Origin of the sequence: Falsihalocynthiibacter sp. S25ZX9 (assembly GCF_041205405.1) — a bacterium.
Lineage (GTDB): Bacteria > Pseudomonadota > Alphaproteobacteria > Rhodobacterales > Rhodobacteraceae > Falsihalocynthiibacter > Falsihalocynthiibacter arcticus.
Window position 1 is genome coordinate 1 of record NZ_JBGFCD010000019.1, and the last position, 23,587, is coordinate 23,587.

Annotated in this window: 24 protein-coding genes and 2 pseudogenes; 5 read left to right on the forward strand and 21 right to left on the reverse strand. The window is 50.8% G+C overall.

Annotation, left to right across the window (positions count from 1 at the left end):
- Positions 1–461: 461 nt before the first annotated feature.
- The 9 genes from AB9F29_RS18205 to AB9F29_RS18245 form a co-directional block, all read right to left on the reverse strand.
- Positions 462–707: a DUF1127 domain-containing protein gene (locus tag AB9F29_RS18205; protein ID WP_369756701.1), complete on the reverse strand. Its 246-nt coding sequence runs from the start codon at positions 705–707 to the stop codon at positions 462–464.
- A 534-nt stretch (positions 708–1,241) separates the two neighbouring features.
- Positions 1,242–1,958, reverse strand: a complete 717-nt coding sequence (locus tag AB9F29_RS18210) for an IS6 family transposase (RefSeq protein ID WP_369756702.1) — start codon at positions 1,956–1,958, stop codon at positions 1,242–1,244.
- A gap of 59 nt (positions 1,959–2,017) precedes the next feature.
- Complete coding sequence (locus AB9F29_RS18215; RefSeq protein ID WP_369756703.1) at positions 2,018–3,640, reverse strand: dihydroxyacetone kinase subunit DhaK; 1,623 nt, start codon at positions 3,638–3,640, stop codon at positions 2,018–2,020.
- Positions 3,641–3,651: 11 nt separating this feature from the next.
- Positions 3,652–4,647, reverse strand: a complete 996-nt coding sequence (locus AB9F29_RS18220; protein WP_369756704.1) for an ABC transporter ATP-binding protein — start codon at positions 4,645–4,647, stop codon at positions 3,652–3,654.
- Positions 4,640–5,737, reverse strand: coding sequence for an ABC transporter ATP-binding protein (locus AB9F29_RS18225; RefSeq protein ID WP_369756705.1), 1,098 nt, complete (start codon positions 5,735–5,737; stop codon positions 4,640–4,642). Before AB9F29_RS18225 ends, AB9F29_RS18220 begins: the two co-directional genes overlap by 8 nt.
- 3 nt (positions 5,738–5,740) lie before the next feature.
- The gene (locus AB9F29_RS18230; protein ID WP_369756706.1) at positions 5,741–5,929 is read right to left on the reverse strand and encodes a hypothetical protein; all 189 of its coding nucleotides are present in this window, start codon (positions 5,927–5,929) and stop codon (positions 5,741–5,743) included.
- Positions 5,926–6,864: a carbohydrate ABC transporter permease gene (locus AB9F29_RS18235; protein ID WP_369756707.1), complete on the reverse strand. Its 939-nt coding sequence runs from the start codon at positions 6,862–6,864 to the stop codon at positions 5,926–5,928. Before AB9F29_RS18235 ends, AB9F29_RS18230 begins: the two co-directional genes overlap by 4 nt.
- A complete protein-coding gene (locus AB9F29_RS18240; RefSeq protein WP_369756708.1) occupies positions 6,861–7,808 on the reverse strand; it encodes a carbohydrate ABC transporter permease in 948 nt (315 codons plus the stop codon). Before AB9F29_RS18240 ends, AB9F29_RS18235 begins: the two co-directional genes overlap by 4 nt.
- A gap of 163 nt (positions 7,809–7,971) precedes the next feature.
- Positions 7,972–9,291 carry an ABC transporter substrate-binding protein gene (locus AB9F29_RS18245; RefSeq protein WP_369756709.1) on the reverse strand — a complete coding sequence of 440 codons (1,320 nt, stop codon included), beginning with the start codon at positions 9,289–9,291 and terminating at the stop codon, positions 7,972–7,974.
- A 183-nt stretch (positions 9,292–9,474) separates the two neighbouring features.
- Here AB9F29_RS18245 and AB9F29_RS18250 point away from each other — a divergent pair, with 183 nt between their 5' ends.
- Positions 9,475–10,497: a LacI family DNA-binding transcriptional regulator gene (locus AB9F29_RS18250; RefSeq protein WP_369756710.1), complete on the forward strand. Its 1,023-nt coding sequence runs from the start codon at positions 9,475–9,477 to the stop codon at positions 10,495–10,497.
- 226 nt (positions 10,498–10,723) lie between these two features.
- Here the strand turns inward: AB9F29_RS18250 and AB9F29_RS18255 are convergent, their stop codons facing one another.
- The 7 genes from AB9F29_RS18255 to AB9F29_RS18285 form a co-directional block, all read right to left on the reverse strand.
- Positions 10,724–11,608, reverse strand: coding sequence for a polysaccharide deacetylase family protein (locus AB9F29_RS18255; RefSeq protein WP_369756711.1), 885 nt, complete (start codon positions 11,606–11,608; stop codon positions 10,724–10,726).
- 3 nt (positions 11,609–11,611) lie between these two features.
- The gene (locus tag AB9F29_RS18260) at positions 11,612–12,037 is read right to left on the reverse strand and encodes a nuclear transport factor 2 family protein (RefSeq protein ID WP_369756712.1); all 426 of its coding nucleotides are present in this window, start codon (positions 12,035–12,037) and stop codon (positions 11,612–11,614) included.
- A gap of 103 nt (positions 12,038–12,140) precedes the next feature.
- The gene (locus AB9F29_RS18265; protein WP_369756713.1) at positions 12,141–12,779 is read right to left on the reverse strand and encodes an aspartate/glutamate racemase family protein; all 639 of its coding nucleotides are present in this window, start codon (positions 12,777–12,779) and stop codon (positions 12,141–12,143) included.
- Positions 12,776–13,615 (reverse strand): ABC transporter permease, encoded by an 840-nt coding sequence (locus tag AB9F29_RS18270; RefSeq protein WP_369756714.1) that lies wholly within the window; start codon positions 13,613–13,615, stop codon positions 12,776–12,778. The genes AB9F29_RS18265 and AB9F29_RS18270 overlap by 4 nt, the downstream gene beginning before the upstream one ends.
- Positions 13,616–14,479, reverse strand: a complete 864-nt coding sequence (locus tag AB9F29_RS18275) for an ABC transporter permease (RefSeq protein ID WP_335586757.1) — start codon at positions 14,477–14,479, stop codon at positions 13,616–13,618.
- Positions 14,480–14,539: 60 nt separating this feature from the next.
- On the reverse strand, positions 14,540–15,826 hold the full coding sequence (locus tag AB9F29_RS18280) for a PotD/PotF family extracellular solute-binding protein (protein ID WP_369756715.1): 1,287 nt from the start codon (positions 15,824–15,826) through the stop codon (positions 14,540–14,542).
- Between the two features lie 30 nt (positions 15,827–15,856).
- Entirely contained in the window at positions 15,857–16,843 is a 987-nt protein-coding gene (locus tag AB9F29_RS18285; protein WP_369756716.1) for an ABC transporter ATP-binding protein, read from the reverse strand.
- A gap of 246 nt (positions 16,844–17,089) precedes the next feature.
- On the opposite strand from AB9F29_RS18285, the gene AB9F29_RS18290 reads away from it, so the two are divergent.
- Positions 17,090–17,797, forward strand: coding sequence for a GntR family transcriptional regulator (locus tag AB9F29_RS18290; RefSeq protein ID WP_335586754.1), 708 nt, complete (start codon positions 17,090–17,092; stop codon positions 17,795–17,797).
- Positions 17,798–17,876: 79 nt separating this feature from the next.
- On the opposite strand, the gene AB9F29_RS18295 is transcribed toward AB9F29_RS18290, so the two are convergent.
- The 3 genes from AB9F29_RS18295 to AB9F29_RS18305 all read right to left on the reverse strand — a co-directional run bounded on the left by AB9F29_RS18295 (position 17,877) and on the right by AB9F29_RS18305 (position 20,170).
- Positions 17,877–18,200: an amidohydrolase family protein gene (locus tag AB9F29_RS18295; RefSeq protein WP_369756753.1), complete on the reverse strand. Its 324-nt coding sequence runs from the start codon at positions 18,198–18,200 to the stop codon at positions 17,877–17,879.
- Positions 18,201–18,255: 55 nt separating this feature from the next.
- Positions 18,256–18,963: an IS6 family transposase gene (locus AB9F29_RS18300; protein WP_369756717.1), complete on the reverse strand. Its 708-nt coding sequence runs from the start codon at positions 18,961–18,963 to the stop codon at positions 18,256–18,258.
- Positions 18,964–19,252: 289 nt separating this feature from the next.
- Complete coding sequence (locus AB9F29_RS18305; protein WP_369756718.1) at positions 19,253–20,170, reverse strand: LysR family transcriptional regulator; 918 nt, start codon at positions 20,168–20,170, stop codon at positions 19,253–19,255.
- A 127-nt stretch (positions 20,171–20,297) separates the two neighbouring features.
- Here AB9F29_RS18305 and AB9F29_RS18310 point away from each other — a divergent pair, with 127 nt between their 5' ends.
- The 3 genes from AB9F29_RS18310 to AB9F29_RS18320 are packed head-to-tail and all read left to right on the forward strand — an operon-like array spanning position 20,298 to position 22,461.
- Positions 20,298–21,299, forward strand: a complete 1,002-nt coding sequence (locus AB9F29_RS18310; protein WP_369756719.1) for an alpha/beta fold hydrolase — start codon at positions 20,298–20,300, stop codon at positions 21,297–21,299.
- A 58-nt stretch (positions 21,300–21,357) separates the two neighbouring features.
- Positions 21,358–21,825 (forward strand): DUF1348 family protein, encoded by a 468-nt coding sequence (locus AB9F29_RS18315; protein WP_369756720.1) that lies wholly within the window; start codon positions 21,358–21,360, stop codon positions 21,823–21,825.
- 27 nt (positions 21,826–21,852) lie between these two features.
- On the forward strand, positions 21,853–22,461 hold the full coding sequence (locus AB9F29_RS18320; RefSeq protein WP_369756721.1) for a pyridoxamine 5'-phosphate oxidase family protein: 609 nt from the start codon (positions 21,853–21,855) through the stop codon (positions 22,459–22,461).
- Between the two features lie 114 nt (positions 22,462–22,575).
- Here AB9F29_RS18320 and AB9F29_RS18325 read toward each other — a convergent pair.
- A pseudogene (locus tag AB9F29_RS18325) lies at positions 22,576–23,283 on the reverse strand (IS6 family transposase).
- 72 nt (positions 23,284–23,355) lie between these two features.
- Positions 23,356–23,562, reverse strand: a pseudogene (locus AB9F29_RS18330) (IS6 family transposase); the annotation flags it as partial.
- Positions 23,563–23,587: the final 25 nt, after the last annotated feature.

Genomic DNA, 23,587 nt, shown 5'->3' on the forward strand with positions numbered 1-23,587 from the left:
TCACTGCCAGGCGGATGATCTGCGGGCTCGTCTTGAAGTACTTGAATGGGTCGCGTTTTGTCATCCTGCGACGCTAGGCGTTCACCCTGCCCGCCTCAACCGGTTTTCTTCTGACAGTGCCGCGCAATCCATTGTTTAAAGTCCGTCGTATCCGTATGTGGCCAGGAATTTCGCATGACGCTTAATATCGCTTCGTGTGATCCCAATTTGCGCCAGTTCTTCGTCTGACATTGCGCGGAGGACGGATTCCATTCTTCCAATCTGTAGAATGGCCACGAACCTCGCCAGGCAATAGTATACTGTGGATGCGCTACCTGCGAAGAACGAAGCGAAACCGCCTGCAGCGTGTCGCAGTTGCGGCCAGAGGTTCGGAATGCCTGCGGTGCTCACGTTGTTTTTCATTGGGTTAGTCCTTTTTCGGTTTTAGAGTGCCCGCTTGGAATTACCCAAGTGAGACACGCCTATGACTGCCGGTTTACCGCCCGCGAACGCGTATGGCCGTATGCGGCCTCGTATGCAATTTCCTTGATCGACAGCCGAGAGATGCCGATGTCGGCAAGCTCGCGGTCGGACGAGCATTGAAGTTCGCGCAGTGTCCGAACGTACACACTGTGCTGCGCACGGCGCACTGCTGCTGCTTTTCTGCTGGCTTCAAGCCAGTCGCGAAGCCGAATTCCGGAATGAAAAAGGTCTGCTGTATGGGTCATCTCTCATGCTCCTGTACTCAGTGGTGCGTTTGGTGCGCTGTTGGTAGCGCTATCGTCACCGTTCAATTGGAAGGTAGTGAAATGCTGCGCATGCACAATAACTCATTACAACATGCTGCTATGCAGCAATAGCATAGGTGCGTGCGGCGCAAACTTAGGCGGTTTGCTAGTGAGGCAGGCAGTCGAAACCTTGGGCCGACGCCGTTGCTCGAAAATTGACAGCGGTTGCCGAAAATCTGGGCGAGTAATGTATATCAGATCGATAAAGATCCAAAATTCGTCAACCCTTACGGAGATTTGTTTTGGCAACGGAGGTAGTTCGATCACACGGGTCACGATCTGAGAGGGCCCTTGAGTAAGCCATAGAGTGAGGCCTTTACTGAAATCGTACTGTTGCTCGTGAAAACGCAGAACTACAAATACCCCACCGGCAGGTCGCCCTCGCTTCCTACGGCTAAAATCCTCCCCCCAACTGGGGACGATGGTTAAAGACAAATTCGAACACGTCTCAGCGGGGCCAGTACTGCTGCCCTTTTATGCCGCACAAAGTCCCCGCCACTCGGCGAGAGCGGCGGCGCGCGCAAGCTTGAAATGGTCTCTTTGGGAAATGCTGCGACCCTGATTGAAGTTGTTACAAACGGAAGCATGTACGGCTACGAATTTCTGCAAACTTCGCATACGACGAAAGCGGTGCATGGCACGTTCTCGTCGTCGAAAAGGTAGGTGTGAATTCTTGGCTCGGTTATTCTTCCAACGCCCCGTTTCCTGTCTACTGGCATTTCCGATGACCTTCATCGCGGCACCATAGGAACGTAACTTGTCAATGACGATGACTTTCGGTTGGCCGTACCGTTTCATCACTTTCTTCATGAATTTAAGGACCGCAGCCCTATCTCGACGTTTGCTCACATAACTTTCCAACACCTCACCTTCGTGGTCGACAGCCCGCCAAAGATAATGTCGCTCACCGTCAATCTTGACCAAAACTTCGTCCAAGTGCCATTGCCAGTTTGAATAAGAGCGTAGTTGTTGGACCCGCCGACAGCGGATTTCTGTAGCGAACATGGGACCGAAACGGTTCCACCAAAACCGAACTGTTTCGTGGCTCACATCGATCCCTCGTTCGTGGAGTAAATCTTCCACGTTTCGAAGTGAGAGTGGAAATCTGACGTACAACATCACCGCAAGACGGATAATCTCAGGGCTCGTTTTGAAATAGCGAAAAGGAGAGCGTTTTTTTTCATGACACAACGCTAATTGGTAGCCCTGCCCTTCTCAAGCCAGTTTCCTCTGACACCGCCTGTTAGAGACTAGGGGGCGTTCAAATGCTCAAACAGTCGCGCCACAGCTTCTGCGCCGGGATCTATATGACCTTGTAGCTGTTCGGCATTAATGTAAGCCGCGCGTCCTGCCTTTGCTTTCACAATCGTCGATGTGTGAATTGCCCCTTTGCGGGCGGCTTCAGCCGCTGGTGCAATACCGACTGAAAGCGCGTCCAAAGCTGGCTTAAGCGCATCGACCATTGTCCGGTCACCCACTTGTGCCCCCCCGATATGCTGCATCCGTTTAAGTCCCTCTTTCAAAGCCTCAACCATGGGCAATCCGCTCGAAACGGCATCGCCCGCCGCTGTAAAGAAAATTGCGAGTAGCACTCCCGACGAGCCGCCCATCGTTTGACTGAGTTCTTGTCCGATTGCCCGATAAAGCTGTGTGTGATCGGCAAGTGGCAGACGATCTAGAGCTCCAATGAGTGCGCGAGCGGCTCCCGAAAGTGTGGACCCTGTGTCGCCATCTCCAGATTTTGCATCCAGTGCGTTCAGATCGGCCTCGGCTGAAATCAGTGTCTCACAACACTTTGTTAAAAATTCGGCTGTTTCATCGTGCTTGGAGGGAACCGGTTGGATCGGCGTTAGACCATCCGGCAATTCGATCAAAGGAATTTGCTTCAATTCCATACATCCGGGCCACGCGGCAGGGGTGCAAGGAGCCTTCAACAATTCTTCCTCCTCAGGACTAACCGGATAGACGGAAACCGAGAACCCGCGCATGTCTAGAGAAGTCATCATTGACGCCGGGCCCACGATAAACTTCAGTTTTTTGGAAATTGAGCAATTCGCTAATTCATTTGCCAGAACCGACATCTCAAGAACAGAAGAACCACCTAGATTGTTAAGCAAAACCACATGGGGTTTGTTCTCCAAAAGGGGTGCTAACTTTTCGATAATTGCGGCAACGGATTGCTTAGCATCAACGTATGAAATTTGTTCAACACCCGCTTCTCCGTGGATACCCAGACCCAATTCAACCTTACCCAATGGAATTCGATCTTCTTTTGGGGAGCCTGGAACAGTGCATGTGTCTAACGACATTCCGAGCGATTTAGTGCCTGCAACCACGCGTTCGGCCGCTTTAGTTATAGTCTCCAAAGGCTGACCTGATTCGGCCAACGCACCAGCAATTTTGTGGACAAACAGCGTCCCTGCCACACCACGGGGCTGCGCCAAATCCGGTAGTGCAATATCATCATCGACGATGACCATATTCACTTTGAGGCCAAATGCGCGGGCTCTTTCTGCTGCTAATCCGAAGTTTAAGCGATCACCAGTGTAGTTTTTGACAATAAGTAGACAGCCCGCGGGGCCCGTCACGGCGAGTATTCCTGCGAGCACAGCATCAACTGAGGGTGATGCAAAAACGTCGCCACAGACCGCCGCCGTAAGCATCCCCCGTCCTACAAATCCTGCATGCGCTGGTTCATGCCCTGAGCCGCCCCCCGAAACCAATGCGACCTTTGATTTTCCCCAGTCGTTCCGAATAACAACCCGAATATGTGGATACCCATCCAACCGTGCTAAAGCACCGCCAGAACTCCGGATCACACCGTCGATCGCATCCGTGACCGCGTTTTCCCTTTGGTTGATAAATTGAGCCATGGTTTTCTCCCTCAAGCAACCCGAGCGCCATTGGCGTCGAAGTAAAATGGTTTGTTAGGGCTAATTTTTACAATATCGCCATTCTTTAAGTCTGTGTGAGCATCGGTTACCGTGATCAGCGCGTGGTTCTTGAATGCCAGATGCAATCGCGTCTGATCACCTAAGTGTTCAACCCGCTGAACGAAGCTTTCTTCGCCATCGCCTTGCGTGATCTGCTCTGGGCGCAAGCCAATCGTCACTGCATTTTCCGGAGCGCCACCGAAGACATCGGCTGGCAACACATTGATCCGAGGCTGGCCCAAACGACTGGCCGCATATACGCTCACTGGGTTCTCGTAAATTTCTCTTGGTGATCCGAACTGCACCAACTTTCCCGCATCCAATACGCCAACATGGGTGGCCATGGTCATCGCTTCGATTTGGTCATGTGTCACATATAAAAAAGTCGCTCCAGAATTTGCCTGAATGCTCTTCAACTCAATACGTAAATCTGACCTTAACTTTGCATCCAACGAACTGAGTGGTTCATCCATCAAGTAGACCGAAGGATTTCGGACAAGAGCGCGGCCAATCGAAACCCGCTGCATCTCTCCGCCGGACAAGGCCGTTGCTTTGTTGTCTAGCTTGTGAGAAATCTGCAAAACTTCCGCCACTTCTCCGACCTTGCGGTCAATCTCCTCGGCCGTGAGGTTCATGAGAGGCGACTTCAGAGGAAACGCCAAGTTCTGTTTGACGGTAAGATGAGGATACAACGAGTATTGTTGAAAGACCATTGCCACATCGCGTTGCGCGGGCGTCAAGCCAGTCATCGAATGGCCTCCAATACTGATGAATCCACTGTCTGGCGCATCAAGCCCTGAAACCATACGAAGTGTCGTCGTTTTTCCTGCACCCGTTGGCCCCAGTAAAACGACGAACGATCCATCTGGAACCGTCATATCGACGTTGTCTAATGCGACATCATCCCCGAAACTCTTTGATACATTCGTGAGTTGAACTTCAGCCATGATTCAGCACCTTTTCATTTGCCTGTGATTTGAGGGCACGGCCTGTTTCAGCATCAAAAATTGTGATTGTGCGCGCATCAAAATTCAGGCCGGTGGTTTGACCAACTGAGATTTTTTCAGTGCTGGCAACACGCGCTTTCACCATACCATTGGCTGTAGCGAGACTCACAATTTGTGTGGTCCCCAAATATTCGGTGGCCACAACGCGGCCTCTGTACTCAGCGTTGTCATTCAATTTTACATGCTCTGGACGCACGCCCAGTGTCAGGTTCCCCACGGCACCATCAATTTGCTTGGGTATTTGAAATAGTGTGTCGCCCAGAGAGACTTGATTGGCATTTGAGCCAACCATACCGCTAAAATCGAGGAAATTCATTGACGGTGATCCGAGGAATTGCGCGACAAATTTGGTAGCGGGCCAATCGTAGATTTGCTGGGGCACGCCAAATTGTTCCACGACTCCGTGATTCATAACAACGATTTTATCACCCATTTGCATGGCTTCCAATTGGTCGTGGGTCACATACACAGTCGTCGCATTCATGCGATCATGCAGCGCGCGCAACTCCTCTGACATATGTTCCCGAAACTCAGCGTCCAGAGCTCCCAGAGGCTCGTCCATGAAGAATGCTTTTGGATCGCGAACAATTGCCCGTCCAAGAGCAACCCGCTGACGGTCTCCGCCAGACAAGCCGCCCACCGGACGCTTTAGGATGTCGGTAATGCCGAGGATTTCTGCGACCTCGCCAACTTTCCTTTTAACGGCCGCTTTTGGCATGCCTTGCGATAACAGCGGGTAGCTTATGTTCTTGCCGACATTCATGTGCGGATACAAAGCGAACATCTGGAACACAAAGGCGATATCTCGTTGGCTGGCAGGTTTCATGCCCACCTCTTCACCGTCGATATAAATCTCGCCAGATGTAGGAAGTTCAAGACCAGCCATCATACGGAGCGTTGTCGTCTTGCCGCAACCAGACGGGCCAAGCAGCATGAAGAACTCACCGTCTTCGATGGTGAAGGTTGAGGATTTCACGGCGTTAAACGACCCGAAGTCTTTGCGCACGTGTTCAATACGTATTTGTGCCATAGGTTACTCCGGAAAATGACTGACGACGATGAACATCACCGTGCCGATAAGCGTGACAATGAAGGAGTACGTGAAGAGCCAGAGGTAAACCGGCTGCATCAACATCACGACCCCTACCGCGATTAAGATAGATGCGAGCATCTCCCAAGGTCCCCGACGGAACCCCATAAGTCCCTTGATGAAGTTGCTCATTTGCGAACTGCTCCGAATGTAATGCCACGCAACAAGTGCTTACGCAGAAGGATTGTGAAAATCATCACGGGGATCAGGAACACGGTGGCGCCAGCGGCGACAGCAGGCCAGTCTTTACCACTCACCCCGATAATAGTTGGGATAAAGGGCGGTGCCGTTTGGGCGGTACCGGACGTTAACAAGACCGCAAAAGCGTATTCGTTCCATGCGAAGATCAGGCAAAAGATCGCTGTCGATGCAATGCCAGTTGCCGCTTGTGGAAGAACCACTTTGTAAAAAGCTTGAAACCGAGTGTATCCGTCAATCAGCGCAGCTTCCTCATATTCGATCGGAATCTCATCGATAAACCCCTTGAGAAGCCAAACAGAGAGCGACAGGTTCACTGCCGTATAGAGCAGGATCATTCCAAGGTGCGTGTCATTTAAGCCAAGATTACGGAACATCAGAAAGATCGGAATAGCGACGGCGATTGGCGGCATCATCCGTGTTGATAGGATGAAGAACAGCAAATCATCCTTGAACGGGACCCTAAAGCGGCTGAATGCATAGGCTGCAGCCGTTCCGAGGATCATACATAGGGCGGTAGACCCAAACCCAATAATGACCGAATTCATAAACCGCTGTCCATAACGCGACGGTCCAGAGATTACTGACCCCCGATCACGCGCAATTTGCTCGTACCAGTTTTTCGGTTCACCGGCCTCTTCCAACATACCTGCCGTAGCACGCGTACGTTCGGTGAATAAATTCACATACCCTTCCAGCGTTGGTTCAGAGAAAACCTTTGGTGGATAAGAAATTGAATCCGCCGGTGACTTAAAGCCTGTTGCAATGATCCAAAGCAGCGGCATGAGAGTGATAATGGCATAGCCAACGACCAATGCGCCCGCGAACCATTTCGTCCTCGAGGACGGTTCTGTTACAGAAAAACTCATCTGTCTTTTACCTTATTGAGCGCTTTCACGTAGATCGAAGCGAGGCCGAACACGGTGACAAACAGGATGACGGCATAAGCCGAGGAATAGCCGGTGCGCCATTTTTCAAAGGCCTCTCGTTTGAGGTCGATGGACGTCAACGTCGTGACATTACCTGGACCACCGCCTGTGAGCTGCACCACAAGGTCGAACATTTTGAAGTTTTCGATCCCTCGGAACAAGACGGCCAACATGAGGAACGGCAGCACCATTGGAATGGTGATCGTCCAGAACTGGCGCCATTTGCTGGCGCGATCACATTCAGCCGCCTCATAGATGCTATCTGGGATGGATCGCAGTCCGGCCAAACAAATCAGCATAACAAAAGGCGTCCACATCCAAGTATCCGCTATGATGATAGACCAAGGGGCAAGATGCACGTCTCCGATCATTGAGAAACTCGCGGGGTCACCACCAGTGAAGAAAGTGACAACATAGTTGAACAGTCCAATTTGAGGTTGGTATAAAAACGTCCAGAAGTTACCGACGACAGCGGGCGACAACATCATGGGAAAAACAATGATCGTCGTCCACATATCGTTGCCCCTGAATTTTTTGTTGATCAAGAAGGCTAAGAAGAAGCCAATCAGGACCTGTAGAACGATTGTCCAAAGCAAGAAGTGGGCCGTAGCTTGCATCGTGTTCCATACATCGCTGTCACTGAGAATGCGCTGGTAATTGCGCAACCCGACCCATTCAACGTCATTGTTAGGACGATTCACGCGAAAGTTTGTGAAGCTGAGACGGATCGTCCAAATGAGCGGAAAAATATTGACCGCTAGAAGGAGGAAGATTGTGGGAGCGACAAAAATCCAGGCAATAGTGCGATCAGATAAGCCTCTTATCTTTCTCGCAACCGTATCAGGCGTGACCTGTGCCGCTCTTTCGATCGGTGAGTGTGTCATTTGAATATCATCCTTCATCGCGGTTTTCAGAGCCGTTTCATTCAGTTCTACCGCCGATGTGTGGTTTTAAGTAATGTTTCCCTAGCCAAGGACCTGTCGATGGCCCAAAGACGGACCTATGGCTAGGGAAGCGTCAGGCCAGAAGGCCCGACAGGGAGTTAACCTAGAGCTTACCTTCGTCTTCGAAGGTTTCTGTCCAGTCTTTGACAAGACCATCAAGTGCTTCTTGTGCTGAACCTTCGCCAGCGATGACGTAGTTGTGCAAGCGCGCCTGCATAGCAAGCAACAATTCAGCATATGCTGGTTCAGCCCAGAAGTCCTTCACGATAGCCATCGAGTCTAGGAACGTCTGCGCGTAGGGCTGACTATCCGCAAAACCTGGATCTTCAACAACTGCCTTCAAAGCAGAGTAGCCACCGAGCTCCCACCATTTCGCCTGAACTTCAGGCTGGGCGAACCATTGAATGTACTCAAGGGCTGCGTCTTGCCTATCAGAATACGCTACAACCGAAATCCCTTGGCCGCCCAGCTGAGCGAATTGACCTGCGGGACCAGCTGGATTCGGGAAATAACCGGACCGGCCGCCACCAACATTGGGATCAGCTTCTACACCGGGCCAAACGAAGGCAAAACCCATAGACATTGCAACCTGACCCGAACGATAAGCATCAATGTTTTCACCCATATACCAGTTTGAGGCGCCTGGAGGTGTTCCCACGTCGTATAGCTCTTTGTAGAATTCCAGCCCTTCAACGGCACCTGCAGAGTTCACAAAACCTTCAAGCTCATAAGGGGACTCTGGATTCTCGTATTGGAAACCATAATTGTAAAGCGCGTTAGTCGCACCCATTGTGATGCCTTCAGACCCACGCTCTGTGTAAAGCGCGGCTCCATAAACTGTGGTGCCGTCAATATCGCGCCCCTGAAAAAATTCAGCAATATCTTTTAACTGCTCAAGAGTGGCTGGAGCGTCAAGCTTGTAGCCATTTTTCTCCATAAATTCGGCTTGAAGCTCTGGACGTTCAAACCAATCTTTGCGGTAGGACCACCCAACAACGTCACCAAATGCTGGCAGAGCGTAATAGTTTGGCGTGCCTTTTGGCCACTCAGAGTAGCCCGTCACGGTTGCGGGAATAAAATCATCCATCGTGATGCCGCTTGCATCAAAAAAATCGTTCAGCTTGATGTAGTGCCCATTCTCAGCACCGCCGCCGATCCATTGACTGTCTCCGATCATGAGATCGCAAAGCTTTCCGCCAGAGTTCAGCTCATTGAGCATGCGGTCAGCGAAATTTGGCCAAGGCACAAATTCAAAATTCATTTCGTGGCCGGAAGCCTTCTCAAAATCTTTACTAAGCTCGATCAAAGAGTTTGCTGGATCCCATGCAGCCCAACAAAGGGTCAGATCCTCGGCAAACGCTGCTGACGACATTGTACCAGCGATGATTGCGGATACAGCCGTAGTGGTGAATTGCTTTCTCATTTTTGAATTTCCTCCCATTAGTGTGGTCGCAACCCCCTCGTCACGACTCAACGTCCACAATCCCTAATGAGGTGCGCACCTCAAGTAAAGACATTTTTGAGGTTCGTACCTCAAAGAGCTTGATTATCGGGCAACACCACGCGTATATCTGCAAAGAATACAGAAATACGGAGCAAGTTCTTCATGCGACCAACAACCAAAGATCTTGCCGCTGAAGCGGGTGTCAGCCTTGCAACTGTTGACCGAGTATTGAATGCGAGGTCGGGTGTTAGAAAAAAGACCATCGACGCCGTCAACGAAGCGATCAAGCGTATAGGGTTTGAGCGAAACCAGTTGGCCGCAACACTTGCCAGAAAACGAGGATACAGGTTTGGTTTCGTATTACCAAAAGACGGTGATGAATTCCTCAAAGAAATTGTGGACCGAATAACAGAAATCAACGAAGCCTTCCGAGCGGAAATGATCGAGGTTAAGGCGCTTCGGGTGGATGAAAAAGATCCGCATAAAACGGCTAGGTCCCTGTCTCGGTTAAAACCTGAAGACTACGACGGTGTTGCTATTATGGCCCCTGAATTCCCCCAAATTCGCGATGCTATACGACGCATGCGAGAGCGTGGAATTCAAACGATTCCATTCATATCAAACCAGAATAACGAAGAAAAAGAGGACTTTGTTGGCATTGATAACCGAGCAGCCGGTGCGACGGCTGGTCGTCTAATGGGGCGCTTTTTATCGGGAAAAAGCGGAGCAATCGCTGTTGTCACTGACACCATGCAATCGCGTGATAGCTTAGAGCGCCGCCTGGGCTTTGATGCTGTGATCAACAGAGATTACGCGTCGTTCAAAGTTCTTCCTTCATTAGAAACGCACAGTGATCCAGCCCGCATTCATAATGTTATCGAAACAATTTTCACCGCGCATTCCGACCTCGTCGGTCTATACATCATGGGCTCAGAAGCCAGAGAAGTGCTCGAAGCTGCTCAGATATATGGACGGGGGAAAGGGCATCTTCAGATTGCACACGAACGGACCCCGTCGACAGTAAACGCCTTAGTGAACGGTACATTGGATGCTGTGGTCACGCAGGATCCGGGACATCTGGTACGGAGCGCGGTACGCATCCTGCGTGCGAACTGCGAAAACCGAACAACCCTCGCATCACAAGAGAAAATTAGAATTGAAATTCTATTGGCCGACAATCTTTAGGTGAAGCGGTGTTGTCAGACAAACTTGAGCACGCCGCAAAAGGCACATCAAGCCAATCATCATGCGGCACAGAAATTGAACCCCTCCGTGAGAGCTGTTGCACGTTTTGGTTGAAGGATTGCCTGCTTTCGAGATGCCTTTGGTGGTAGAAGTGGTTATAGATTGGACTGTGATAACTGCCGCTAAAAGTTGTGTGGTTCCCCTAAAGAGCCTGCCAACGACTGGATCAAGCGATGAGCGTTGGTATCTGCTGGCGACAATAGTCATGGATCTCTCCGCTTTTAGTCAGCCAAATTTGATCTCGTTGGGACGCAACATGGAGAAGTGCCCGTCGTAAATGCCGTAAGCGAAACGGCTGACCGACGAGGTATGGATGTAGAGCAATACCCATCACAAGGGGTTGATGTGTTGACTGTTCTAACATCTCATCAAAGTTATCAATGATCATATCGGCGAAATCAGCCGCGCTATCTTTACGCGCCACAATGGACGGGATGTCGTTGATTTCTTGCGGGTAGGGAATCGACAAAAGGCGCCCGTTTGAGGTTTGCATCCAAATCGGTTGATCATCCATGGACCAGTTGAGCGTGTATCCATACCCCGCCTCCACCAACAGCTCCGGCGTATCGTGACTTTCGGAGATCCAAGGTGACAGCCAACCTTTAGGACATGTACCTTCGCCCTTTTTCAGTATCGCAGTGGCCTCTGAAATTAGCGCGGCCTCACCCTTGTGACCAAGAGTATTTTGACGTTCAGAATTCGTGCGCCCATGCCCGACGACCTCATCTCCACGCTCGCGAAACGCCGTCATGAGATCAGGCGCGTACCCATACATAGCGCTGTTCGCAATCACGGTGGCAGGCAAGTCCAACGCATTGAACATGTCAAGTATCCGCCAAGCACCGACGCGGTTTCCGTAATCACGCCACGCGTAATTCAGGACGGCAGGCTGAGGACCACCGGGCGCCAGTTCGGCACCAAGACCCTCTCCGAAAGCAAAATGTTCAAGGTTAAGCCCAATATAAACAGCAAGCCGTTTACCATCTGGCCAGCTATAGTCCGCGCGTTTGGGAATTGGGGAGTAAGAGTAGCGCCCGTGATCTTTCAACATTATTTAAAGTTCCGCTTCCGCGAGGCCAGCTTTGTGCAGCAATATTTCGGCGCTGTCATTCCAAACATTCGTGCTCACAATTTTTCCGTCGCGAACAACAAACTTGTCCATGTACCGATTGGTCTCAAACGATGTTCCATCTTTCCATTCACCAAAAAGATACCCCGTGTTGTAGACGTGGACGTCTCCCGTCTCCGCATCTAACGCTGCATCAGTACGCAAGAACCGCTTTTTAACCCATGCGTACCGTTTGGCATTAAAAGCAGTGCTTTCAACTGGCCCAGAAAAATTACGCCCTCCCGTGAAAACCAAATGAAAGTCATCGCTGACATAGGCCGCCGCCCCCTTGGGATCGGGTATCATCGAGCGCTCAAGGTAGTTTTCCACGATGGTTTTGGCAGCAGCTATTACATCAACTTTAATATCCATGTCGTCCTCCTTTTGAAATTTAGGGCACCAAGGGCTTTACCCCCGCAACGGTGCTGCCGGATAAATTTGAATATGCCTCTATTCGGGTAAATCGTCTTCTCGACTAAATGAGTATACGCGCTATTTTTGTTGCAGCGACGACTCCATCCACCAATCGGACTGGGCTATCTTCACCAAAAATCGCAGGAATTCCCACCATTCCCGCACATCCAAGAACCACGCTTTGAACACGGTCTTCGCTCACGGCGCGGTTAATTTCGGCAATAACCTTTGGGTTGGCCGTCTCAGGGTCGGTTTCCAAATCGAGCACAGGAACACCACTGGCGCGCACTTTTGCAAGGTGCCCCGTGAGGCCATAACTTTGTATATTGCTTTCAAGCACCGGCACCGACACATCTAGAGTTGTGACAACAGAAAACCGCTCCCCCGCAAGGGCGGCAAGGTGATACGCAGCTTGACCAATGCCAATGACCGGACAGGCGGCGATTTTGCGAGCTTGAGAGAGGCCGGTATCATCAAAACAACCGATGATAATCGCTTGCGCGCCTTTTGCCACGGCCAGACGTACAAGTTTTAGCAAGGGAGGAATGCTGGCTTCCCCGTCTCTCGGGCCTTGAATAGCGGGAGGTCCGTCATGGGACGTCCAGCCTTCAATTGCCACGTCTAGAGTTGCGGAACGCGCTATATCCACCATCGCGTCGGTCATGGTTTCAGTGCTGTTTGGGTTAATAATAACGATCATACCATTCCCTTGCCCGCGTCGGTTCCCGCTTTTGCGCGCCTCCGCTTCCCAAGGAGCGCAAGGCCAAGGAATACTCCAATTATGGCGAGCGAAAACAGGGTTGTTAACGTGCCCAACGCATAGAGAACAGGGGAGGTGACATTCGTTGTCATCCCGTAGATTTCCAACGGCAAAGTGTTGTAGCTCCCTGCGGTAAGCAAAGTGCGCGCGAACTCATCATAACTTAGCGTGAAGCCAAAGAGAGCCACGCCGATCAAAGACGGCGCGATAATTGGCAGCACCACGTGTTGGATCGTTTGCCATGGGGTTGCGCCCAGATCGCGCGCGGCTTCCTCATAGCTTTTATCAAAGCGATTGAAGACCGCGAACATGATCAGCAGTCCAAAGGGCAGTGTCCACGTGAGCTGAGATCCAAATCCAGACGTCGCCCAATGCACCGTTAAGCCGGATTGAGAAAACAGCAACCCGACCCCAAGCGAAATAAGGATAGACGGGATCACGAGGGATGTAATGATGAGATAGAAGAGAATAGACGACCCGGGGAAGCGCTTGCGAAACGCCAGTCCTCCCATCACCGAAACAACCACAGTTGTCACCATAACCATCATCCCAAGGGCAATACTGCGGCGAAAACTACCCCAGATATCACCGACGGATTGTTGCTCAAAAAGATCTCGGAACCAATAAAGCGAAACCCCGCGCATTGGAAAAGTGAGACCACCACCTTTCCCCTGAAAGGACAAAATTCCGATGGTCATTGTTGGGCCGTAAAGGAACGCGAGAAACAGTATAAAAAACGCTGTTAGCACGTAGAAAGAGCGGGAACGCGGTTCCATTTAGAGCTCCTTTCTGATGTCGACAAAGCGCAACATTATGCCAATCACTATGAGAACGGTGAGCAGCAGAACAATTGCGGTTGCCGATGCGGATGGATATTGCAGAAGCGAAATATCGTTTGAGATCAGACGGCCGACGTTGGCCGACTGGCTGCCGGACATAAACCGGACCGTGATGAAATCTCCCATGACTAGGGTCACAACGAAGATCGTGCCGATCATAATACCAGGCTTGGTAAGAGGGAGGATGACGTTCCAAAGGATCTGCGCACCATTTGCGCCTCCGTCCCTCGCCGCCTCGATCAAAGACTTATCTATGCGCATCATCGTGTTGAAAATTGGCACGACCATGAACAGGGTATAGAGGTGGATAAAGGCGAGGATCACGGCAAAGTCGCTAAACAATAACCAATCGACCGGCTCATCAATCACACCCCAAGACATGAGCGCCGAGTTTGCGATTCCATTGCGCCCAAGAAAGGGAATCCAACTTATCATCCGAATAATATTGCTGGTCCAGAATGGAATCGTGCATATTAAAAACAAGGCTATTTGCCACGTAAGCGTTCGAATGTGGAACGCCAGATAGTAAGCAACTGTAAATCCGATACTGAATGTGAAGATCCAGGTAATCAGCGCGTATTTAAAGGTGTTGAAAAATACGCGATATGTGACGGACGAGCCAAATAGGAACTCATAATTTTCAAAGTCAAAAGCTGGGATAATTGAAAATTCGGTCGCGCGCCAAAAGCTAACGATTGCGATCATAATAATCGGAGCCACAAGAAATACCAGCAAGATGAGCACCAAGGGAGACACCATAAGCCATCCCGTTAAGGCCTTGCTTTCGCGCAATTTTAACATAATTCTCCAAATTTCGCAGAGATGGGTTGCGCAACGAAATTACCGCGCAACCCAGTTATTTTAGGCCGCGATGAACTCATTCCATTTGCGCACCATGTATTGATTTTCGTCCATTACGGAGTTCCAACAAGCCACGGCACCCATCCGTTCTGTGAACGATCCGCCATCACGTATGGCGCCTGCATCAGCCAATGTGTCCCCGAATGGCGATGTAATGATGTCGGTAGATTTTTTACCTTCGAACCAATAGCCCCACTCATTTTCAGACATAAATTGCTTGGAGGTTTCAGGAACAGCGGAGTAGTAACCTTGGCGCATCAAGAAGCCGCCAACCCAACCGGAGAGGTACCAGTTGATGTATTCGTAAGCCGCTTCCAATTCCAAGCCGGAAAGTGCGGCAGAAATACCCAAACCACCGCCCCAGCTGCGATAGCCTTCTTCGAGCGGTTGATAAACGCAATCAATGCCCTTGGATTTTACAGCTGTAATCGCCGGAGACCACATGGATTGAATAACGACCTCGCCAGACGCCATTAGATTTACACTCTCGTCAAACGATTTCCAAAAGGCGCGGAACTGGCCGTTTTTCTTGGCTTCCGTGAAGATAGCGAAAGTAAGGTCGATCTCTTCTTTGGTCATGTTGCCTTTGTCGGGGTATGTATATTCACCCATGGATTCCACAACCATCGCCATATCCATAATACCGATGGAGGAGATGTCGAGGATGGACGCCTTGCCCTTGAATTCAGGGTTGAGCAACTCAGACCAATTATTGATTGGACGATTGATCAAATCTGGGCGGATGCCAAGTGTGTCGGCATTGTAAATAGTAGGGATCAAAGTCATCCAACCGGATTCTTCTTGCACAAAATCGGTACCGTTTTGGCCGGAGGTAAAGCCAACGGTATGCGGCGCGGTTCCTTGGGCGATCACGCTTTCGGGTGTCAACTTACCCGAGCGGAACGTGCCAACGATCTTGTCGTAATTCGCAAGTTTTGACGTGTCCATGGCCTGCAAATTGCCGGCAGCCCAGACCTTTTTACAGATGAAATACTCGATATCTGCAATGTCAAAGCTGTTGGGCTGCGTCGCGGCGCGTTGAGTTACGCTGTCCGTATCAAGAGCTGTCATTTCAAGAGTGAAGCCGAGGTCTTCTTTGACCTTTGTGGCCACTTCATTGAGGTTGGAAACCCCTGTACCAAACTGACGTATTGTGACGTCTTTGATGTTTTGAGCCCAAACCATAGGTGCGCCCATTGTTGCGGCACCCGCGGCGATTGCTGTTGAGGCGGCGCCCTTTAGCAGGGTACGGCGGCTCAGGCCGGATCGTTTCGTGAAGTTTGTCATATTGCTCTCCTAGTCGATAAAAATACTGTGTTAAGCTGTCAATTTATGTAGGTTGTTTTTGTCCCATGTCAGACCAATTTGATCGCCGGGATTTTGCGGGTTCTCGAAGAAATCACCCTCGGCCACAAGAGCTGTAACTTCTTGATCTCCAGCAATTTTTGCCATGATAGACACGTGGGCACCTTGATACTCAACCGCCATCACATTGGCAGATAGAGTCCCCTTTTCGGCCGTTGTTACCGCAACTTCATCTGTGCGAATTGAATAGCGGCCTTCGGGAAGTGCGATAACGTTGTGTCCGCCGATAAACTGCGCAACAAAACTGGTTTTTGGGGCTTTAAATACTTCACGCGCGGGTCCGGCCTGCTCGATAACGGCGTTATTCATCACGACGATTTCATCCGCCAACGCCAGTGCTTCATCTTGGCCGTGGGTGACATGAACAAAGCTAATACCAAGTTCTTTTTGGAGCCTTTTTAACTCAGTGCGCATTCGAACTCGCAGGAAGGGGTCTAGTGCCGACAATGGCTCGTCTAGGAGCAAAGCCTGAGGCCGAGTGATCAAAGCCCGCGCTAGGGCGACGCGCTGTTGCTGGCCACCAGAAAGCTGATCAGGAAGTCGATCACTAAGCACACTGAGATCAACTAACTCAAGCATCTCACCGGCTTTTGTGCGACGTTCCTTAAGGTCGACGCCCTTCATTTTTAGACTAAAAGCGACATTATCCACGACACTCAAATGAGGAAAAAGAGCGTAGCTCTGGAACATCATAGCTGTGCCGCGTTTGGCTGGCGGCAAGCGCGAAATATCGCGCCCTGCAAGCAAAATTGAGCCTTCACTTATACTCTCATGTCCAGCGATCATACGAAGAGTCGAGGATTTCCCACAACCGGACGGACCAAGAAGGCATGTGTAACTGGAAGGTTTAAAATGATGGCTGATCGCATCAACAGCCACAGTTGGACCGTAACGTTTGGTAACCGATATCAACTCGAGATCTAGGACAGGCTTATTCATAATTCCCCCGTTGCGTTGACTTATTTGAAGACTGAGTCGCAGGTGAAATCAAACGTACCCGCACGCCAAAAGACCGAGGCGGTCCACTTTGCCCGATATTTGGTCAGTTTATCTGATATGCGCCCATTTTATGAACACAACTTGAATTAAGTTTGTATACAATAACAATCCACTTCGCATTCAATGTGTGATTCTCTTGTCTACAGCCTGGAGGTCTGCCATGAGTTGAATTGAAGGAAACAAACTATGCTACCGACCTCAAAGACAACCTCAGCGGCTCCAGAAAAAAGAAGTTCTAGTGATCGCGTTGCAAAGGCGCTTGCCCTCGCAATTCATGAGCACCGTCTCGCTCCAGGAACAAAACTTGGGGAAGATGAGATTGGGGAGATTTACAACGTTTCTCGGACTGTGGTGCGCTCAGCATTACAATATTTAGCGCATATCCAGCTTGTTGAAATTCAACGTAACCGTGGTGCACATGTTGCAAAGCCGAGCTTGCGAGAAGCCCGCGAAATATTTGAAGCGCGGGAATTGTTAGAGCCTCGGACCGCGAGTTCTGCCGCCCTGAACGCAACTCGAGCAGATGTCGCAAAATTAAAAAAGCACATCACAGAGGAGCATGCAGCCCTGGATGCCGGAGACATTGGCCGCGCACTTTACCTATCTGGCCAATTCCATATTGAAATTGCACGGATTGCTGGTCAGGCGACCATTGCCGATTTCGTTGAAACTCTGATTGCAAGATCGTCGCTCATCATTGCGCTTTATTGGCGGCGACAAAGTGCGTTGTGCGAGAGCCACGCTCACAATGCCTTGGTTCAATCGATCCAAGATCATGAAGCCACGCGGGCCGAAGAGCTAATGCGAAGCCATTTAGTTGATCTTCATTCTGCGCTCGACCTGCGCGAAAGCCCCAAACAAATGAAAAAATTGCGGGATGTTCTAACACCATGAGATGTTCAGTCAGGCGAAGGCCGAACGCATCTCTGCTAGGCCATTATCACCGCCCTTAATTGCGCGAACCCGCCTCAAATCAGTCGCCGCCAAGTGTATCCAATGCTGCGCTTGTGCCACGGGTTTGATAGGTGCCAACCCCCATCTTCGCGACGATACCGCCGTTCAGTACGATGGTCTCTCCCCGCAGAATTGTGCGTGTGGGCCATCCCGTAATACGCATCCCCTCATAAGGTGCGTAGTCGCAACCGTGATGCAGATTGTCCTGCGAAATAACAGCTGTTTTGGTCGGATCCCAAAGAGTGATGTCGGCGTCTGCACCGATGACAAGTGCGCCTTTCTGAGGATAGAGACCACAGAGTTTGGCAGGGTTCGTTGAGGTCAGCGCAACAAAGCGCTCCAGCGGGTGGTGTCAGACGAATTCGAACTCGTCTCAGCTAAGCCAGTAGCCCTGCCCTTTATGCTGCGCAAAGACCGCGCCACTCAGCCAGAGCAGCGGTGCGGTTCATCTTGAAATGATCTCTTTGGGAGAGGCATCGGTCCTGGTTAAAATGGTTGTGGATGGAAGCGTGGACAGCAACGAATTTCTGCAAGGTTCGCATGCGCCTGAAGCGGATCATTGCCCGCTCCCGTCGTCGAAACGGCAAGTGCGAGTTCTCGGCGCGATTGTTTTTCCAACGACCCGTTTCCTGTTTCGCCGCGTTACCAATTACCTTCATCGCGGCGCCATATGAGCGAAGTTTGTCAGTAACTAGCACCTCGGCTCTGCCATGACGTTTCATGGTTTTCTTGAGGAATTTCAACGCGGCCTTATGATCCCGACGCTTGGTGACATAGCTTTCCAGCACTTCTCCTTCATGGTCAACAGCCCGCCATAGATAGTGCAGTTCGCCGTTTGTCTTCACAAAAACCTCATCGAGGTGCCACTGCCAATTCGAGTAACATCGCATCCGGCTGACCCGCTTTCTACGGATCTCAGCTGGAAACATTGGGCCAAATCGGTTCCACCAGAAACGGATGGTTTCGTGGCTGACATCGATGCCTCGTTCATGCAAAAGATCTTCCACATTTCGAAGCGAAAGTGGAAATCGAACGTAGAGCATCACTGCTAGACGGATGATTTCAGGACTCGTTTTGAAGTAGCGAAAAGGGGAGCGTTTTGTCATGGACGAACGCTAGTCGCTGGTCCTGCCCGCCCCAAGCGAATTTCCTCTGACAGTGCCCGGAATGGGGCTTGGTTCGTGGAAACCATCAGGGCCAGCGGTCAAATGTGCCGCGCTAACAGGCCGGACACAAGACTGCATCTGACAATGTATCAATCACCGAAAAGGGCTTGCAAAGCTGGAGCCATCCACACAGGACAAAACGGACGTCTGCGGTTAGGGTTTCAGACCGCTACTTTCAAAAGTATTGGCTTAATTCCAAAATCCGCTACCAGTTGTCCCAAGTGAAGTTTCACGTACGCACTGCTAGATCAGATTCCCCAATAGATTCGCTCAATTGATCGGTTGCAAAGTCCAAAAAGGCCCGCACTTTTGGAGCGACGATTTTGCTCTGGGGATAAACAAGATGGATAGGTTCTGCAGGAGGCATGAATTCTATGAGCAGTGGCACAAGTTGGCCTGAGCGCAACTGTTCAGCAACCATATACGATAACGCCATAATAATTCCCTCTCCGGCTTCTGCCGCTGCCAGACCCGTTGCAGCGTCATTCACTTCCAATCGGGGACTTAGGTGAACATGCCCCCGTGTTTTGCCGTGTTTATAGTGCCAGTCATGGCTGGACATGATCCCAGTGAACCCGATGATGGAATGCAGTTTCAAATCAGATGGGTCGCTGGGAATGCCTCTGCGATTCAGATATTCAGGGCTGGCAACGAAACACCGTCGAACCATTCCCAAACGCTTTGCCATGAGACTGGAGTCTGGCAAATCGCCAATTCTGATCGCGACATCAATCCCCTCTTCGACAAGGTTAGTCACGCGGTCGACCGCGATCAAAGACACTGAAAGCCTCGGATGGGAGGCCAGAAAGGCACGAACGACAGGGGCTGCGATCATCCGACTGAATGTCATCGAGGCAGATACAGTCAAATGACCCTGCGCGACACCCGCTTCGCCAACCGCCATTTTTTCTGCGGCCTCAATCTCGGACAAGAGCTGACGCGTTGCAATGAGGAAGCGAGTGCCCGCGTCGGTAAGCGTCAATTGGCGTGTCGACCGTGTCAGCAACTGAACACCCAACCTTTCTTCTAGCGCATTCATCGTGCGCGTGATGGCAGGTGGCGACATACGAAGCCGGTCGGCCGCTTGCACGAAACTACCACTATCGTTGATTGCGGCAAAAACTTCCATTTGAAGGACACGATCCATTTATTCCTCTTTTTGCAATAATGAATTTACAATTATCAGAATTATTCCAGATATCAAGAAGCGCTATCTGTTGTTCAGACGCCGCTGGAACCCTTCCTGTTGGCGGCCTAGACCAGAGGACACAGATATGAAACTAAATACAATCAAGCCGAGCTTACTGTCCGGCCTCATCACTTTGGCGCTGTCAGTGCCATTCGTTACCACGACCTCAGCAGAAGAAACGTCCGCATCCCTTGCCGCGTTCAATGACGCTGGCAATACTGCCGTTCGCCACAACACTGTGACCATTGACGGGCAGGACATTTTCTACAGGGAAGCCGGGAATGCGGATGCGCCTGTCTTGCTCTTGTTGCATGGTTTTCCGACGTCGTCCCAACAGTATCGTGATCTCATTCCCGAATTGGCAGACAGTTACCGCGTGATCGCGCCCGACTATCCTGGGTTCGGTCGCAGCTCTATGCCTGATCCGAGTGAGTTTGAGTACAGTTTTGCCAAATATGCGGACCTGATGGACGGGTTTACAGACGCTTTGGATCTCACATCCTACAGCATGTACTTAATGGATTATGGTGCACCTGTCGGGTATCGTCTGGCGTTGCGCGAGCCCAACGCTATCGAAGCAATGATCATTCAAAATGGCAACGCTTACGAAGAAGGTTTGCTTGGATTCTGGGACGTATTTCGAACTTACTGGAATGATGCCTCTGATGAAAACCGTGAACCCTTGAGAGGGTTCCTAAATGTTGGCGCGACAGAATGGCAATACACGCACGGTGTGCCCGAAACCCATCTCAGTCGCGTTAGCCCTGATGCTTGGATGCTTGATCAAGCGTATCTTGATCGCCCGGGAAATCAGGAAATCCAGCTGGACCTGTTTTACGATTACCGCACGAATGTCGACCTGTATCCCGACTTTCAGGAATTCTTCCGGACATTCCAACCGCCGACGTTGATTGTTTGGGGTAAAAACGACCAAATCTTTCCGACCGAAGGCGCGACACCTTACCTGCGCGACTTGCCTGATGCAGAACTTCATCTGATTGACGCGGGCCACTTCATTCTTGAATCCCATGGGCCAGAAGTTGCCGCAGCGATCCGAACCTTCCTGTCCGAAAATCTGTCCAACTAAACAATCGCGGTGCAGGTTCTGTTGCCTGCGCCGCCTGTCCTGCACACCGGAGGTCAACATGTCCAAACGCCCACCTTTGCCCCCATTTACAAAAGAAACCGCGATCCAGAAAATTCGTCTTGCCGAGGATGCATGGAATTCCGGAGACCCTGAAAAAGTATCACTTGCTTACACAATCGATAGCACATGGCAAAATCGCGTAGCCTTTCCGAAAGGTCGCCGCGAAATCAAAAGCTTTCTGACCGAAAAATGGTCGCGAGAACATCAATACCGTCTGATCAAAGAGCTTTGGGCCTTTACCGATAACCGAATTTCCGTTCGTTTTGCTTATGAATGGCAAGGAAATGATGGCGCGTGGTTTCGGTCTTTCGGAAACGAAAACTGGGAGTTTGATGCCAACGGGTTAATGCAAACTCGCTTCGCCAGTATCAATGATCTGCCAATTGCAGAAAGTGCGCGAAAATTCTTGTGGCCGCAAGGCGCTCGCCCAATCGGTCATCCCGGGTTGTCAGACCTCGGCCTGTAGAAGCCTCAAATTGAAAGGATCCACAAAATGGGACATAAATTCGCCGAACTCGCTTTCACGAAGACTGTGAAAAACTTCCAGTCCGAGCAAGGATCACGTCCGTCGTACGCCCGAATGGAAGTCGGTGACGACTACAACGATGTTCTTGGGCCAAACGAGGCCCAGTTTATTGCCACCCGCGACAGCTTTTACATGGCAACCGTCAGCGAAACGGGCTGGCCATATGTGCAACACCGCGGTGGTCCAACTGGTTTCGTGAAGATCATTGACGGCAAGACTCTGGGGTTTGCTGACTTTAGAGGCAACCGGCAATATGTGAGCGCCGGGAACCTCCGGCAAAACGACCGCGTGTCTTTGTTTTTTATGGACTACCCGAACAAAACCCGCCTCAAACTGTTGGGCAGAGTTCGCACACTCGAGGCTTCTGAGCGGGGCACCCTGCAAAAACTATCGCTGGACGATAGGCATCAGGCGAGAACGGAACGTGGTTTTTTGATTTCGCTCGAAGCATTTGATTGGAACTGCCCTCAGTATATAACCCCCCGCTTTACGCAGGCCGAGGTGGAAAAACACATCATGTCACTTCAATCCACAATTGCGGAACTTGAGGGTAAACTTGCGGCTCAAAGCCCGTAGGATTGAAGGCTACTGAATTCTAATTTCTCAGAGAAAGATGCTACTTTGCAAGCGTTCAGGTGGTGGTGTCAGACCAATTCGAACCAGTCTCAGTATGATCCTGATTGCCGGAACTTATGCTGAACAGAGTTGGCGCCACTCGGCAAGAGCGGCGGCACAGTTGAGCTTGAAATTATCTCTGCTGTAGAAAGTCCGCTGCTGGTTGAAATGGTTGTAGACGGAGGCATGAACGGTGACGAATTTCTACAAACTTCGCATGCTGCGGAACCGCTGCATGGCTCGTTCTCGTCGTCGAAATGGCAGGTGCGAGTTCTCCGCCTGATTGTTCATCCAGCGGCAAGTTTCCCGCTTGTCGGCATTGCCGATATCTTTCATCGCAGCGCCGTAGGATCGGAGTTTGTCTGTCACCAAGACATGGGGACGTCCGTGGCGCTTCATTGTTTTCTTAAGAAATTTCAATGCCGCTTTGCGATCTCAGCGCTTTGTGACGAAGGATTCCGGCACTTCACCCTCGTGATCAACCGCCCTACAAAGATAGTGCTGCTCGTCGTTGATCTTTACGAAAACCTCGTCCAAATGCCATCGCCAGTTTGAATACGACCGCATCTGTTGGACACGTTTCCGGCGGATTTCAGCGGCGAACATCGGGCCAAATCTATTCCACCAGTACCGAACCGTTTCGTGGCTGATGTCGATGCCGCGCTCGTGCAGCAGGTCCCCGACGTTTCGGAGAGATAGTGAAAAGCGAACATACATCATCACCGCCAGGCGAATGATCTCCGGGCTGCTGTGAAAGTACTTAAAGGGATCACTTTTGGTCATGAGCAGAGGCTACAAAACCGCCCTGGCCGTCTCAAGCCAATTCTCTCTGACAACACCTTGCATCCGACTGACCCGCCGTCTACGGATCTCAGCTGCAAACATTGGGCCAAATCGGTTCCACCAAAACCGAACCGTTTCGTGGCTCACGTCGATCCCTCGTTCGTGGAGTAAATCTTCCACGTTTCGAAGTGAGAGTGGGAATCTGACGTACAACATCACCGCAAGACGGATGATTTCAGGAGACGTCTTGAAATAGCGAAAAGGAGCGCGTTTTTTCATGACACAACGTTAATTGGTAGCCCTG